This window comes from Actinosynnema sp. NPDC059797 (assembly GCF_042732085.1).
Lineage (GTDB): Bacteria > Actinomycetota > Actinomycetes > Mycobacteriales > Pseudonocardiaceae > Actinosynnema.
The window spans coordinates 1-13,712 of the sequence record NZ_JBHWIE010000203.1 but is presented as its reverse complement, the minus strand read 5'-3'; the positions used below and the strand labels follow the sequence as shown (position 1 = coordinate 13,712).

General features: G+C 72.4%; 14 protein-coding genes. 8 read left to right on the top strand and 6 right to left on the bottom strand.

Going from position 1 to position 13,712, the window contains the following annotated elements:
• Window positions 1-199: 199 nt before the first annotated feature.
• Window positions 200-829, bottom strand: coding sequence for a DUF3558 domain-containing protein (locus ACFV4N_RS30480; protein ID WP_499676072.1), 630 nt, complete (start codon window positions 827-829; stop codon window positions 200-202).
• A 172-nt stretch (window positions 830-1,001) separates the two neighbouring features.
• Between ACFV4N_RS30480 and ACFV4N_RS30475 the strand changes: the two genes are divergently transcribed.
• The 5 genes from ACFV4N_RS30475 (at window position 1,002) to ACFV4N_RS30455 (ending at window position 7,197) form a co-directional block, all read left to right on the top strand.
• Entirely contained in the window at window positions 1,002-2,177 is a 1,176-nt protein-coding gene (locus ACFV4N_RS30475) for an acetoin utilization protein AcuC (protein WP_499676071.1), read from the top strand.
• A 6-nt stretch (window positions 2,178-2,183) separates the two neighbouring features.
• Entirely contained in the window at window positions 2,184-4,853 is a 2,670-nt protein-coding gene (locus tag ACFV4N_RS30470; RefSeq protein WP_499676070.1) for a bifunctional acetate--CoA ligase family protein/GNAT family N-acetyltransferase, read from the top strand.
• A gap of 150 nt (window positions 4,854-5,003) precedes the next feature.
• The gene (locus ACFV4N_RS30465; RefSeq protein ID WP_499676069.1) at window positions 5,004-5,837 is read left to right on the top strand and encodes a glutamate ABC transporter substrate-binding protein; all 834 of its coding nucleotides are present in this window, start codon (window positions 5,004-5,006) and stop codon (window positions 5,835-5,837) included.
• A 58-nt stretch (window positions 5,838-5,895) separates the two neighbouring features.
• Window positions 5,896-6,669, top strand: a complete 774-nt coding sequence (locus tag ACFV4N_RS30460) for a GntR family transcriptional regulator (RefSeq protein ID WP_499676068.1) — start codon at window positions 5,896-5,898, stop codon at window positions 6,667-6,669.
• A gap of 201 nt (window positions 6,670-6,870) precedes the next feature.
• On the top strand, window positions 6,871-7,197 hold the full coding sequence (locus ACFV4N_RS30455) for a hypothetical protein (protein ID WP_499676067.1): 327 nt from the start codon (window positions 6,871-6,873) through the stop codon (window positions 7,195-7,197).
• An 87-nt stretch (window positions 7,198-7,284) separates the two neighbouring features.
• Here ACFV4N_RS30455 and ACFV4N_RS30450 read toward each other — a convergent pair whose 3' ends face one another.
• From ACFV4N_RS30450 to ACFV4N_RS30435, 4 genes are all read right to left on the bottom strand, one after another.
• Window positions 7,285-7,977 carry a hypothetical protein gene (locus tag ACFV4N_RS30450; protein ID WP_499676066.1) on the bottom strand — a complete coding sequence of 231 codons (693 nt, stop codon included), beginning with the start codon at window positions 7,975-7,977 and terminating at the stop codon, window positions 7,285-7,287.
• Entirely contained in the window at window positions 7,977-8,540 is a 564-nt protein-coding gene (locus ACFV4N_RS30445) for a hypothetical protein (RefSeq protein ID WP_499676065.1), read from the bottom strand. Before ACFV4N_RS30445 ends, ACFV4N_RS30450 begins: the two co-directional genes overlap by 1 nt.
• 140 nt (window positions 8,541-8,680) lie before the next feature.
• Window positions 8,681-9,484, bottom strand: a complete 804-nt coding sequence (locus tag ACFV4N_RS30440) for an ABC transporter permease (RefSeq protein WP_499676064.1) — start codon at window positions 9,482-9,484, stop codon at window positions 8,681-8,683.
• Window positions 9,481-10,443, bottom strand: a complete 963-nt coding sequence (locus tag ACFV4N_RS30435) for an ATP-binding cassette domain-containing protein (RefSeq protein ID WP_499676063.1) — start codon at window positions 10,441-10,443, stop codon at window positions 9,481-9,483. Before ACFV4N_RS30435 ends, ACFV4N_RS30440 begins: the two co-directional genes overlap by 4 nt.
• A gap of 336 nt (window positions 10,444-10,779) precedes the next feature.
• Between ACFV4N_RS30435 and ACFV4N_RS30430 the strand changes: the two genes are divergently transcribed.
• Window positions 10,780-11,634, top strand: coding sequence for a helix-turn-helix domain-containing protein (locus ACFV4N_RS30430; RefSeq protein ID WP_499676062.1), 855 nt, complete (start codon window positions 10,780-10,782; stop codon window positions 11,632-11,634).
• Window positions 11,631-11,807 (top strand): DUF397 domain-containing protein, encoded by a 177-nt coding sequence (locus tag ACFV4N_RS30425; protein ID WP_499676061.1) that lies wholly within the window; start codon window positions 11,631-11,633, stop codon window positions 11,805-11,807. Before ACFV4N_RS30430 ends, ACFV4N_RS30425 begins: the two co-directional genes overlap by 4 nt.
• Window positions 11,808-12,271: 464 nt before the next feature.
• On the opposite strand, the gene ACFV4N_RS30420 is transcribed toward ACFV4N_RS30425, so the two are convergent.
• Window positions 12,272-12,646: a winged helix-turn-helix transcriptional regulator gene (locus ACFV4N_RS30420; RefSeq protein WP_499676060.1), complete on the bottom strand. Its 375-nt coding sequence runs from the start codon at window positions 12,644-12,646 to the stop codon at window positions 12,272-12,274.
• Between the two features lie 95 nt (window positions 12,647-12,741).
• Between ACFV4N_RS30420 and ACFV4N_RS30415 the strand changes: the two genes are divergently transcribed.
• Entirely contained in the window at window positions 12,742-13,569 is an 828-nt protein-coding gene (locus ACFV4N_RS30415; RefSeq protein ID WP_499676059.1) for an NAD(P)H-binding protein, read from the top strand.
• Window positions 13,570-13,712 lie beyond the last annotated feature (143 nt).

The window sequence follows — 13,712 nt, the reverse complement described above, 5'->3', positions numbered from 1 at the left end:
CTCGCCCACCACCGATGGCCCGTCGAACGCACCATCGCCCACCTGAAGAACTGGAAAATCCTCGCCACCGGCTACCGAGCCCGCCTGACCGAACTCCCCACCCTCATCCGCATCGTCACCACCCTCGAGCACTACCGCCTCAACTGGTGACTTCTGAATAACGCTCTACGACTCGCGCGTTCTTCGCGTACGACTCGCGTTATTCGTTGGGGATCTTCTCGAAGGCCTTCGTGGCCAGGTTCAGCGCCATCGGGCACGGGTCGCCGCCGTCGAGGGGGGACACGCTCGCCATGAACGCCGGCGTGATCACGTCCGGGTCGTCGGTCAGCATGACCATCACGGTGCAGTCGCCGCCGCCCTCCTTGATCTCGTACGCGGTGTTCCCGCCGACCTCGATCGGGCGCGCCTCGCCCTCGTGCTCGGCCAGCGTCAGCATGAACAGCACCACCGTGAACGGGTCCTCCGTGCTCTGCACGCACCCCGGCTCGCCGCCCTTCGCCGCACCCACCGCGGCGGCCACCTCCTGCGGCGAGAGGATCGAGCAGTCGTCGTAACCCTCGGTCTTCTTCCGGGTGGTGATCTTGACGTCGCCGTTCGGCGCCTCGCGCCCCGTGGTCTCCGGCTTCCGCGTCGAGCGCGGCTCCGAGGCCCGCGTCGGCGGCTTCCTGGAGGTCGTCCCCTCCGCCGTCTCCTCCGACCCGGACTCCGACCGCGCACCGCCCGCGGCGGCCAGCGGCTTGCCCGTGACCGTCGTCGCGCACGCGGAGAGGCCGAACGTGAGCGCCAGGGCCAGCGCGGCGGTCAGGGCGGGGACTCGTCGAAGGTGCATGTCGTTCTGACCTCGTTCCGGCGTGCGCGGTTCCACCCTCGGTGGCCGCGGTCGTGAGCCCGCCCTCCCGGCGGGCCCGGGGCAGACTCTAGGTGCCCCCACCGCGCCCACACGCCCGGGGCGACCAACCTGTGACCGCACCACCGGGCCCCGCGTGGGTTAGGTTGCCGACATGGGCAAGGCAGCCGCTGTCGTCTGGGACGAGTCCTTCCTCGGCTACGACCTGGGCGGGGACCACCCGCTCAACCCCGTCCGGCTGGACCTGACCGTCCGGCTCGCCACGGCGCTGGGCGTGCTGGACGGCGTGGAGCCGATCTCGCCCGACCCGGCCCCCGACGCCGAGATCGAACGCGTCCACGAGCCCTCCTACCTCAACGCCGTGCGCGCCGCGCCGATGGCCGGCTGGGACGTGGGCCACGGCCTCGGCACCCCGGACAACCCCGTGTTCACCCGCATGCACGAGGCGTCGTCGCTGGTCGTGGGCGGTTCGCTGGCCGCCGCGCGCACGATCGCGAGCGGCGAGGCCGACCGGGCCGTCAACATCGCCGGCGGCCTGCACCACGCCATGCGCGACCACGCCGCCGGCTTCTGCGTCTACAACGACTGCGCGGTGGCGATCTCCTGGCTGCTCGACAACGGCTTCGACCGCATCGCCTACGTCGACACCGACGTGCACCACGGCGACGGCGTGCAGGCCGCCTTCTACGACGACCCGCGCGTGCTCACCGTCTCCCTGCACCAGAGCCCGCTGACGCTGTGGCCGGGCACCGGCCGCCCGGCCGAGCTGGGCGGCCGGGGCGCGGAGGGCACCAGCGTCAACCTCGCCCTGCCCGCCGGTTCCCACGACCGCACCTGGCTGCGCGCCTTCCACGCCACCGTGCCCGCCATCCTGCGCGCCTTCCGCCCGCAGCTGCTGGTCACCCAGTGCGGCGTCGACACCCACCGCGAGGACCCGCTGGCCGACCTGTCGCTCAGCGTGGACGGCCACCGCGCCATCTACCGTTGCCTGCGCGACCTGGCCGACGAGGTCGCGGGCGGCAAGTGGCTCGCCCTCGGCGGCGGCGGGTACGAGCTGCTGCGCGTGGTACCCCGCAGCTGGACCCACCTGCTGGCCACCGTCCTGGACCGGGACCTCGACCCGAACACGCCGCTGCCCGCCGACTGGATCGCCCACGCCGTCTCGCTCGCCCCGGACCGACCCCTGCCCACGAGCATGACCGACGAAGCCGACACCGACTTCCAGCCGTGGGGCGGTGAGCTGGACACCCCCGCCGACCTGGCGGTCCGGGACACCCGGCGCGCGCTGTTCCCGCTGCACGGCCTGGACCCCGACGACCCGAGGGACTGATCACCGGTGGACCCGTTCGACTACCCGAGACACTGGGAGGCCGACGTCGTGCTCAGCGACGGCGGCACGGTCCACCTGCGCCCGGTCACCCCCGACGACGCCGAGCGCCTGCTCGCCTTCCACGGCCGGCTGTCCGAGCGCACCCGCTACTTCCGCTACTTCGGCCCCTACCCGCGCATGCCCAAGCGCGACCTCGACCGCTTCAGCACCGTCGACCACAGCGACCGCGTCGCCCTCGCCGCGTTCCTCGGCGACGACATCGTCGCGGTCGGCCGCTACGACCGGCTCGGCGGCGGCGGCTCCGCCGAGGTCGCCTTCGTCGTCGAGGATCCCCACCAGGGCCGCGGCCTCGGCTCCATCCTGCTGGAGCACCTGGCCGCCGCCGCCCGCGAGCGCGGCCTGAGCCGCTTCACCGCCGAGGTGCTCGCCGAGAACGGCCAGATGGTGCGCGTCTTCCGCGACGCCGGCTACAGCGTCAGCCGCGCCTTCGACGAGGGCGCGCTGCACCTGGAGTTCGACATCGACCCCACCGACCAGTCGGTCGAGGTCGCCCGCGCCCGCGAGCAGGCCGCCGAGGCGCGCAGCGTGCACAACCTGCTGCACCCGCGCTCCGTCGCGGTCATCGGCGCCTCCACCGACCACACCAAGATCGGCCACGCGGTGCTGACCAACCTGCTCAGCGCGAACTTCGCCGGCCCCGTCTACCCGGTCAACGCCGACCACCGCTCCGTGCGCGGCGTCCGCGCCTACCCCTCCGTGCTCGCCATCCCCGACGACGTGGACCTGGCCGTGGTCGCGGTGCCCGCGCCGCGCGTGGACGAGGTCATGGACGCCTGCCTCGCCAAGGGCGTGAAAGCGCTGGTCGTCGTCACCTCCGGGTTCGGCGAGACCGGCCCCGGCGGCCTGAGCGCGGAACGCAGGCTCGTCGCCGAGGCCCGCGCCCACGGCATGCGCGTGGTCGGCCCCAACGCCCTCGGCGTGATCAACACCGACGCGGGCGTGCGCTTCAACGCCACCCTCGCGCCCTCGCTGCCCGTCCGCGGCCGCACCGGCTTCTTCTGCCAGTCCGGCGCGCTCGGCACCGCCATCCTCGCCACCGCCGCCCAGCGCGGCCTCGGCCTGTCCACGTTCGTCTCCGCCGGCAACCGCGCCGACGTCTCCGGCAACGACCTGCTCCAGTACTGGGAGACCGACCCCGCCACCGACGTGGTCCTGCTCTACCTGGAGTCGTTCGGCAACCCGCGCAAGTTCGCCCGCCTCGCCCGCCGGCTCGGCCGCACCAAGCCGATCGTCGCGGTGAAGTCCGGGCGGCACGCGGTCACGCCCGCGCTCGCCGCCACCTCCGTGCCCGTCGACGAGGCCAGCGTGCAGGCCCTGTTCGAGCAGGCGGGCGTCATCCGCGTCGAGTCGCTGGCCCAGCTGTTCGACACCGCCCTGCTGCTGGCCCACCAGCCCCTGCCCGCCGGGCCGCGGGTGGCCGTCGTCGGCAACTCGACCGCGATCGGGCTCCTGGCCGCCGACACCGCCCTCGCCCAGGACCTGGAGCTGGCGGGCGAACCCGTCGACGTGGGCGCGCAGGCCGGACCCGAGGCGTTCGCCGCCGCCGTCGAGGAGGCCCTGGCCGACCCCGGCACCGACGCGCTGGTGGTCGTGTTCGTGCCGCCGCTGACCGTGCCCGGCACGGCGTTCGCCCGCGCCCTGCGCGAGGTCGTGGAGCGCGGCGGCCGCACCAAGCCCATCGTCTCCACCTTCCTCGCCGTGGAGGGCGTGCCGGACGAGCTGGCCGTCCCCGGTCCCGGCGGCGAGCCCGGACGCGGCTCCGTGCCCTCCTACCCGAGCCCGGAACGCGCCGTGCTCGCCCTCGCCAGGGCCACCCGCTACGCGCGCTGGCGCTCCGCGCCCCAGGGCACCTTCACCCGGCCCGACGGCATCGACGCCGACACCGCCCAGCGGCTGGTCGCGGAGCTGCGGCTGGACGAGACCGGCGAGCGGCGCCTCGACGACGACACCGCCGTGCGGCTGCTGGCCTGCTACGGCGTGGACGTCGTGCCGTTCCGCGTGGTGTCCTCCGCCGACGACGCCGTCCGCGTCGCCGCCGAACTCGGCCACCCGGTGGCGCTGAAGTCCACCGACGACCGGCTGCGCCACCGCACCGACCTCGTCGGCGTGCGGCTCGACCTGGTCGGCGACGAGGCCGTGCGCGGCGCCTACGCGATGCTCGCCGAGGTCTCCGACCGGCCCGACGTGTACGTGCAGCGCATGGCGCCCAAGGGCATCTCCTGCGTGCTCGGCCTCCAGGACGACCCCTCGTTCGGCACCCTGGTCTCCTTCGGGCTGTCCGGGCTGGTCAGCGACCTGCTCGGCGACCGCGCGTACCGGGCCGTCCCGCTCACCGACGCCGACGCGGCCGCGCTCGTGCGCGCGCCCAAGGCAGCACCGCTGCTCGCCGGCTACCGCGGCGACGAACCCGCCGACCTGGTCGCGCTCCAGGACCTCGTGCTGCGGCTCGCCGCGCTCGCCGAGGACTTCCCCGAGATCCGGGAGGTCGCCCTGGAACCGGTGCTCGCCAGCGCGGCCGGCGCGTACGTCAGCAGCGCCCGCGTCACCCTCGGCCCGCCGCCGTCCCTGCACGACACCGGCCCGCGCCGCCTGCGCTCGCCGGGCCCGTCCCACTGAGCGGAACGCCGAAACGCACCGGACCCGCGCGGTCACACCCCCGTGACCCTTGAACGATCATGACTTCCCATTTTCGCCGCGCCTATGGACGGACCCCCTTTCGCCGCTTAGGTTCCGCACATCCGAGGAAGGCACCCGAAAAGGGGAAGAATGGCTCTGGCACACCTGCGCGCCCTCGTTGTCGCGTGTTCCGCCGCGCTCGTCCTCGCGTCGTGCGCCTCGGGCGACGACACGACCGTCGCCGGGAAGGCGGGCGGCACCGACCGGCTGACCATCGCCGTGGCGTACGACCAGCCGGGCCTCGGCCTGCGCCGGCTCGACGGCACGCACCGCGGCTTCGACGTGGACGTGGCCCGCTACGTGGCGAAGGAGCTGGGGGTCGAGGAGGGCGGCATCACCTTCGTCGAGGCGGTCCCCTCCGACCGGGAGACCCTGCTGACCAGCGGCGCCGCCGACCTCGTCGTGTCCAGCTACTCCATCACCGACAAGCGCAAGGAGGTCATCGACTTCGTCGGCCCCTACTTCGTCGCGGGGCAGGACCTGCTGGTCAGGCTCACCGACGAGCGCATCACCGGCCCCGAGTCGCTCGACTCGGGCAACCTCAAGCTGTGCTCGGTCGCCAACACCACCTCGGCGCAGCACGTGAAGGACCGGTTCGCCCAGTCCGTGCAGCTGGTGGAGTACCCCACGTTCAGCGATTGCGTCACCGCGCTGCTGGCCGAGCAGGTGGACGCGTTGACGACCGACGACGTGATCCTCGCCGGCTACGCCGCGCAGAACCCCGAGCTGCTCAGGGTCGTCAACAAACCCTTCAGCAAGGAGGAATACGGGATCGGGATGCGCAAGGGCGACCCCGACAGCAAGGCGAAGATCACCGCCGCCGTTCAGAAGATGATCGATTCCGGCGAGTGGCGCAAATCCCTGGAGGCCAACGTGGGGGAATCCGGTTACGCCATTCCGGAGCCGCCCGCCCTCGTCCCGTGAACGGGAACCCACCCCGTCAGCGGTCTGACCGGCGCGGACCCGCCCGTAGGCTCGCGTCGTGCCCACTTCGCGCCCCATGCCCCACTACCGCGCGGACGGCCCCGTCCGCGCGGGCGTCCCCGACCACGGCCGAGTTCCCCGCTACTACGCGGTCAAGACAGAGCTGCAGTGGCTCATCGAGGCGCTGGGGGAGGGCACGGCCCTGCCGTCGGAACGGGACCTGGCCGAGCGGTTCTCGGTGTCGCGGGTGACCCTCCGCCAAGCCGTCGGCGAGCTGGTCATGGAGGGCAGGCTGCAACGGCGGCAGGGCAGCGGCACCTACGTCGCCCCGCCCAAGCTCGTGCAGCCGCTGTCGCTGGTCAGCTACGGCGAGGGGATGCGCCGCCAGGGCGTGACCCCGGCGCGCGGCGTGATCACCGTCGAGCACCTGCCCGCCGACGACGTGCTGGCCCGGGACCTGCGGGTGCGGCGCGGCGACGCGGTCGTCCACCTGGAGCGCGTGCTGCTGGCCGACGACGAGCGCATCGGGCTGGAGTCGACCTACCTGGCCGCCGCCCGGTTCCCGACGCTGCTGGACGAGTTCGACCCGACGACCTCGCTGTACGAGTGCCTGCGCGACCGGCTCGGGGTGGAGTTCGCCGAGGCCGAGGAACGCGTGGAGACCGTGCTCGCCACCCCGCGCGAGGCGCTGCTGATCGGCACGAACCCGGCGCTGCCGATGCTCCTGCTGCACCGCGTGTCCTACGACGCCGGCGGCGAGCCCGTCGAACGGGCCCGCTCGCTGTACCGGGGTGACCGGTTCAGCTTCGCCGCGCGCCTCCGCTCGGGCTGACCGGCGGTCCCGGCGGACCTGCGGTCCACAGTGGACCCGTACCCGCAACGGACGCGCCCTGTCGGGTGAAGATCGGCGGTCGACGCCCCGGAAACGCCCGTTGGCAGGAATTTGGACGTGCCCTCGCGGGGGTACCGTGTGGCGCACAGGGACGTGAGTCCTCCTCACCCGCAGCGCCGCGGGGGAAGCGGGGGTGGCGCCGTGACGTTCAAGGAAGAGTTCCTGGCGGAGCTCGAAGACTGCCTGCGCGGGTACGGCGCCGTCCCGGTGCTCAACCCGAACGCGCTCGCCCGGCTGATCGACTTCGTGCGGCGGCTGTCGGACGACGACCCCCGCCTCCGGTGCCTGGAGGGCGTGGACCAGGGGTCCGGGTCGTTCTGGAACAACCCCGCCGTGTGGTGGGAGCTGGTGCCGCGCTTCGGGGTCGCCTCCGGCGACTGCGCCGAGCTGCTCGACCGGATGCTGGACGAGGCGGTCACCGACGAGATCGACGTGCTGGAGATGGAGATCCGGGAGCTGCCCGGCTAGGGGTGGTTCACCCGTGGTGCACCTGGGTCGCCAGACGCACCACGGGGAGTTCGCACCCCCGGCCGGGTCACGCCCCGGGTCCGCCGGTCACACGGACAGCAGCCGGTCGAAGAACGAGCGGTAGCGCTTGAGGGCCTGGCGCAGCTCCTCGGTGTCCACCTGCCCGCCCTGCTGCCACTGGCCCTCCAGCGAGCTCTTGTGCGCGGCGAACGTGGTGGCCAGGTTCTGGATCACCTGGGCGACCAGCTCGTCGGCCCGCTGCACGGCCTCGCGCGGGTCGTCGACGAAGCCGGCCTGCAGCGCGCGCCACTCCGCCTGGTAGTTCGCCGAGTCCTCCTCGCCGAACAGCGGGGCGTCGCCCGCCGTCGTGGAGACCGCCGAGGGCTCGACCGGCTCCCGGTCGGCCCGGTCGTCGTCGAGCGGGTCCTCGCCGAGGCGCTCGTGCCCGACCGACCCCGACTCGGTGGTGTCGCGGTCGAAGGTGTCGCGGTCGGTGGTGTCGTGGTCCACGGCGTCACGGTCGACGGTGTCGTGTTGGGCGGGGGCCTGGTTGTTCCAGTCGTGGCCCTCGGCCGCGGGCACGCCGTCGCGGTACCCGTCGGTGCCGCGCAGCCCGCCGGACGCGTCGACGGCGGTGTCGTCCCGAGTGGTGCCGTCCCTGGTGATGTCGTCCCGGGTGGTGTCGTACCGCTCGTCGCGGGTCTCACCCGCCTGGGGCACGATCGCGCCCTCCGGCCGGTGCGCCGCGAAGTCCTCGGTGCTCAGGCGACGTTCGGTCATCACCGCGCTCCTTCCCGGCGCCCGCCCTCGTGGCGGTCGCCCAGCAGGTCGTCGAACAGGGCCCGGTAGTGGACCATCGCGTTGCGGAGGTCCTCGGTGGAGGCGTCACCGCGCTCGTGGCGCTGGGAGATGGAGTGCGCCTCGCGGTAGTGCTCGATGGCGCGGGCGTGCTCGACCGACAGCAGCGACGCCTGGCGCTCGTACCCCTCGGTGGGGTAGCCGCGTTCGGCCATCAGGTCGGTCACCAGGCGGTCCGCCTGGCTCACCGCGGCGGACGGCGAGTCGACGAACTGCTCCTGCACCCGCGTCCAGTTGCGCTCGTAGCTGTCGCGCGACGCCGGCGTGAGCGGGCGCAGCTCCAGCTTCGAGTGCTCGCGCTCGCGCTCGACCAGCTCGCGCTCGGCGACCATGCGGTTGTCGGTCCGCCGCATCACCCGCTCGTACTCCGGGCCGAACCGCTCGCGCAACCGCTTGCGCTGCAACGACTTCTTCGCCAGCAGCGCCACCGCGACCAGTGCGACCAGCACGACCAGGATGACGCCGATGATGGTGCCGGTGGACATCTCTGCCTCCTCACGGCTTCGGATGTCACCGGACTACCCATCGCCGGTTCGAGTTGAAACCTGCTCACCTCTTGACACGCGGGCGGGTTCGTGCCTACTTCAGGGTCAACTACCGGGGAACGCCTGCGCCGCAACGCTCCTCACCGCGAGACCGCCTTGCGGTACTGCCGCACGGCCAGCGGCACGAACACCGCCAGGAAGACCGCCACCCAGATCAGCGTCGTCGGCACCGGGTGTCGCAGCGGCCACGCGTCCGGCGGGGGCGTCAGCGGGTTGGTGTTGCCGAACAGCAGGCGCACCGCCGCCGTCACCGCCGAGACCGGGTTCCACTCGGCGAACGCCCGCAGCGGGCCGGGCAGGTTGCCCTCCTGCACGAAGGTGTTGGCGATGAACGTCAACGGGAAGATCACGATGAACACCGCGTTGTTGAACACCTCCGGGCTGCGCACCATGAGCCCGATGATCGCCATCCCCCACGACAGCGCGTAGGCGAACAGCAGCAGCAGCGCGAACCCGCCCAGCGCCTCGAGGAACGACGTGCGGATGCGCCAGCCGACGAGCAGGCCCGTCGCCGACATCACCACCACGATGATCACGTTGTTGACCAGGTCGCTGGTGGTCCGCCCGATCAGCACCGCCGACCGCGCCATCGGCAGCGACCGGAACCGGTCGATCACGCCCTTCTGGATGTCCTCGGCCAGGCCGGAGCCGGTGATGGTCGAGCCGAACAGCACGGTCTGCGTGAAGATCCCCGCCATCAGGAACTCGCGGTAGTCCATGCCGGGGATGCTGATGGACCCGCCGAAGACGTAGGCGAACAGCAGCACGAACATGATCGGCTGCAACGTGGAGAACACGAGCAGGTCGGGTATCCGCTTGATCTTGATGAGGTTGCGCTTGGCGACGACCGCGCCGTCACCCAGGGCCTGCGCGAAGGCGTTCACCGGTCCTGCTCCCCCTTCTCCTCCGCCGCGTGACCCGTCAGCGAGAGGAACACGTCGTCCAGCGTCGGCCTGCGCAGGCCGATGTCGAGCACCTTGACCGACTCGGCGTCCAACCGGCGGACGCCCTCGACCAGCACGTCCGCCCCACCCGAGACCGGCACGGTCAGCCGGTGGCCGCGGTCGTCGAGCGCGATCTCCCCGATCGCCAGCGGCGCCAGCGCGTCCCGGGCGGTCGCCGCCTCCCGCGCCGAGCCCACGGTCAGCTCCAGCCGCTCGCCGCCCACCTGGTCCTTCAGCTCGTCGGCGGTGCCCAGCGCGATGACCCGGCCGTGGTCGATCACCGCGATCCGGTCCGCGAGCCGGTCGGCCTCCTCCAGGTACTGGGTGGTCAGCAGCAGCGTGGTGCCGCCCGCCACCAGCTCGGAGATCACGTCCCACAGCCCCAGCCGGCTGCGCGGGTCCAGGCCCGTGGTCGGCTCGTCCAGGAACAGCACCGCCGGTTCGGCGACCAGCGCGCCCGCCAGGTCCAGCCGCCGGCGCATCCCGCCCGAGTAGCCCTTCACCGGCCGGTCGGCCGACTCCTCCAGGTCGAACCGCGCCAGCAGCTCGCGCGCCCGCTCCCGGCTGCGCCGCTTGCCCAGGTGGTAGAGCCTGCCGACCATGTCGAGGTTCTCGAACCCCGTCAGGTTCTCGTCCACGGCCGAGTACTGGCCGGACAGGCCGATCCGGCGGCGCAGCTCGCGCGCGTCGGCCACCACGTCCAGCCCGGTCACGCGGGCCCGGCCCCCGTCGGCCTCCAGCAGCGTGGTGAGCACCCGCACCGTCGTCGTCTTGCCCGCGCCGTTCGGCCCGAGCAGGCCCATCACGGTCCCCTCGGGGACCACGAGGTCGAGGCCGTCCAGGGCCACCACCGACCCGTAGCGCTTGACCAGGCCCGCGGCCTCGATCGCATTTGCCATGCGGGCCATGATGGACCGGGGGGCCGACAATTTCAGGTGGTTATCGGGGGCGTCGAAAACTGACGTTGTTCGGCACCCGCCGGTGTCGCGACCGCGACACCGGGTGAACGCGGGGTTTCCGCGCGGCCACTGTGGACCGTGCGAACGGGTGTGGGACCGGTACCAGGACGACGCGTCCGCTGGGGCGGTGCGACGCGGACGCCCGGCGCGACCGCACCGGCAGGGTCATCGGTTGGGGCGGATATGCACCTTTTAAGTGCTCGAACGGGTGAACTGGCCAATCGGCCGAACGGCACTAGTGTGGTCACAGTTCTTTTCCGACGAGGAGAGACCCGAATGGCAGCCGTCCAAACCCGACGCAAGCGCAAGTTAGGCCAGTTCCTCAACGCGCTGCGCAAACGCGCCGGCAAGACCGAGGCCGACTACCACGCCCTGACCCGCAAGACGCAGTCGACCCTGTCCCGCATGGAGAACGGCTACATCAGTCCGAGTTGGACCGAACTGAGCGCGCTGCTCGCCCTGTACGGCGCCACCGAGGCCGAGCGCCGCGAGGCGGAAGCGCTGTGGGAGGACGCGAAGCAGGACGGGACCCGCCTGGTGTACGCCGCCGCCTACACGCCCGAGGCCCGCACCTACGCCCGGCAGGAGGCCGACGCGACCGAGGTGCGCACCATCGAGATGATCGTCATCCCGGGCCTGCTCCAGACCCCGGCCTACGCGGCGGCGATCAGGCTCGCCGGGCGGCGCTTCATGGACTCGGCGGTGTCGGCGGAACAGGTCGCCGCGGCGCTGGCGAACCGGCAGCGCCGGCTGCCCGGCCTGCGCCTGCACGCGGTGATCGACGAGGCCGCCCTGCACCGCGTCGTGGGCGGGCCGGCGGTGATGCGCGAGCAGTTGTCGCATTTGCTCGATGTGGGCAGGCAGGACAACATCACCATCCAAGTGGTGCCGTTCGGCGCGGGGGCGCACGGGACCATGTCCGGCGGCGGCGCGACCGCCCTCCGCTTCGAGGACAGCGAGCCCTCGGCCGTCTACCTGGAGTACGCGGGTGGCGGGAAGTGGGTGGACAATCGCGCCGACGTGCAGAAGTACCTCTTGCACTTCGAGGAAATGGTGAGCGAGGTCGCCCTGTCGCCCAAGGAGTCGGCCTCGCTGATCAGAAAACTGGCAACCGCACTGAAGGACTCATGATCACCGACAAGACGTGGCGCAGAAGCTCCTACTCCGGCGCCGGCAACAACTGCGTCGAACTGGCCGTTGGCCGGACCGGGACCCTGGTCCGGGACAGCAAGCGACCCGGTCCGCGACTGGCCTTTGCGGACCGTCCATTCCGGGCTTTCCTCACTTCCCTCCGACAACGCTGACCACCGCCGACGCTCCGCCGCCCGCACCGGTGCCGCCCCTCCTCACCGCGCCGGTGCGGCGGGCGTGAACGGTTCGCTTCACCCTCTCCGGTGAGGGCGTGGGCCGGTCGGCGCAACGCGAGGTCGGCTCCGGTCGACGCCGCGTTGAACGTTTCAACCGTTCCGCTCGGGACATATTCGTTCACCCGAGCGGGTGATTTTTTGAAAGAACCGGTTTGAACGGCGGATGTGCCGTCCAGGCCCTGGCGGGCGCGGGGACCCGCCGGGGCCGCGCCCCGACCGCACCACCCCGGCCACGGAGCGTGAACGGCCCGCTCCGTCCACGGTGGACCGGCTCCCGCCCGTTCCCGCCGGCGGGTTGCGGACCTTCTTTGCACCACGTGCACTTTTTCATCCGTGCGACGTCACGGGCGTCCACCGGATGCCCATCGGATGTCCACAGAGGACTCAACGGGCGCGGGCGCTCAACGCCGGCCGCCGGTCCTGGCGTCGTACTCCCGCCGCGCCCGCTCGACCCGCTCCAGGTTCACCGACCACTCGCCGATCGTCGCGAACAACGGGGCCAGGCTGCGCCCCAGGTCGCTGATCTCGTACTCCACGCGCGGCGGCACCTCGGCGTGGTAGGTGCGCACGACCAGCCCGTCGCGCTCCAGTTGGCGCAGCCGCTGCGTCAGCACCTTGGGCGTGATCGAGGTGATGCGGCGCTCCAGCTCCACGAACCGCTGCCGCCCGTGCTCGTGGAGCGTCCACAGGATCGGCGTGGTCCAGCGGCTGAACACCAGGTCCACCACCGGCGCGATGGGGCAGGCCAGCTCCGGCTCCGCTGTGTTCCCGATCACTGCGACCCCTTCCGCCCATTACTTTCCCCTAGGTACCTACTAGCCCCGCGATAGTAGCTTCGCCGCGTCGTGATCGAACTGGGGACGGAGCGGACATGATCGTGGTGACCGGAGCGACGGGCAACGTGGGGCGGCCCCTGGTGGAGGCCCTCGTCGCGGCGGGGGAAGAGGTGACGGCGGTGTCGCGGGGGACCGCCGGGCCGGACGTGCCGGAGGGCGTGCGACACGTCCGGGCGGACCTGACCGAACCCGACGGTCTCCGGCCCGCGCTGGCCGGGGCGGAGGCGCTGTTCCTGCTGACCTCCGGCGAGTACCTGGGCTCGGGCGGCGACCTCGGCGACGTCCTCGGCGCCGCGCGGTCCGCCGGCGTGCGGAGTGTCGTGCTGCTGTCCTCCCAGGGCGTCGGCACCGGGCGCCACCCGGCGCACCTGGAGGACGCCGTCCGGCAGTCCAGTCCTGAGTGGACGGTCCTGCGACCGGGCGGCTTCGCCTCCAACGCCCTCCGGTGGTCGGGCGGGGTCCGCGCGGAACGCACCGTCACCGCGCCGTTCGCCGACGTCGCGCTGCCCGTCGTCGACCCGGTCGACATCGCCGAGGTCGCCGCCGCCGCGCTGCGCGACCCCGGCCACGACCGGCGCACCTACGTGCTGACCGGCCCCGCGCCGATCACGCCCCGGCAGCAGGCGTCGGCGATCGGGGAGGCGCTGGGCGAACCGGTGCGCTTCGTCGAGCAGGGCCGGGAGGAGGCCAGGTCGCTGATGCTGCGGTTCATGCCCGAACCGGTCGTGGAGAGCACCCTGGCCATCCTGGGCGCGCCGACCGCCGCCGAGCGGGAGGTGAGCCCCCACGTGGAGCACGTCCTGGGCCGCCCGCCCCGCACCTTCGCGACCTGGGCCCAGCACAACGCCGCCGCCTTCAAGTAACCCCAACCGCACAACACACCGGCCCGCAACGTACGACTCGCGAGCCCTGAACGTACGACTCACCCGCCCGGAACGTACGACTCGCGAGCCCGGAACGCAAGACACGCCCCACTTGAACGCAAGACACGCGAGCCCCGAACGCA

Coding starts and splice junctions, on each gene's coding strand:
- ACFV4N_RS30480 (WP_499676072.1), bottom strand. CDS start 829: ATGCACCTTCGACGAGTCCCCGCCCTGACCGCCGCGCTGGCCCTGGCG.
- ACFV4N_RS30475 (WP_499676071.1), top strand. CDS start 1,002: ATGGGCAAGGCAGCCGCTGTCGTCTGGGACGAGTCCTTCCTCGGCTAC.
- ACFV4N_RS30465 (WP_499676069.1), top strand. CDS start 5,004: ATGGCTCTGGCACACCTGCGCGCCCTCGTTGTCGCGTGTTCCGCCGCG.
- ACFV4N_RS30450 (WP_499676066.1), bottom strand. CDS start 7,977: ATGACCGAACGTCGCCTGAGCACCGAGGACTTCGCGGCGCACCGGCCG.
- ACFV4N_RS30445 (WP_499676065.1), bottom strand. CDS start 8,540: ATGTCCACCGGCACCATCATCGGCGTCATCCTGGTCGTGCTGGTCGCA.
- ACFV4N_RS30435 (WP_499676063.1), bottom strand. CDS start 10,443: ATGGCAAATGCGATCGAGGCCGCGGGCCTGGTCAAGCGCTACGGGTCG.
- ACFV4N_RS30430 (WP_499676062.1), top strand. CDS start 10,780: ATGGCAGCCGTCCAAACCCGACGCAAGCGCAAGTTAGGCCAGTTCCTC.
- ACFV4N_RS30425 (WP_499676061.1), top strand. CDS start 11,631: ATGATCACCGACAAGACGTGGCGCAGAAGCTCCTACTCCGGCGCCGGC.
- ACFV4N_RS30415 (WP_499676059.1), top strand. CDS start 12,742: ATGATCGTGGTGACCGGAGCGACGGGCAACGTGGGGCGGCCCCTGGTG.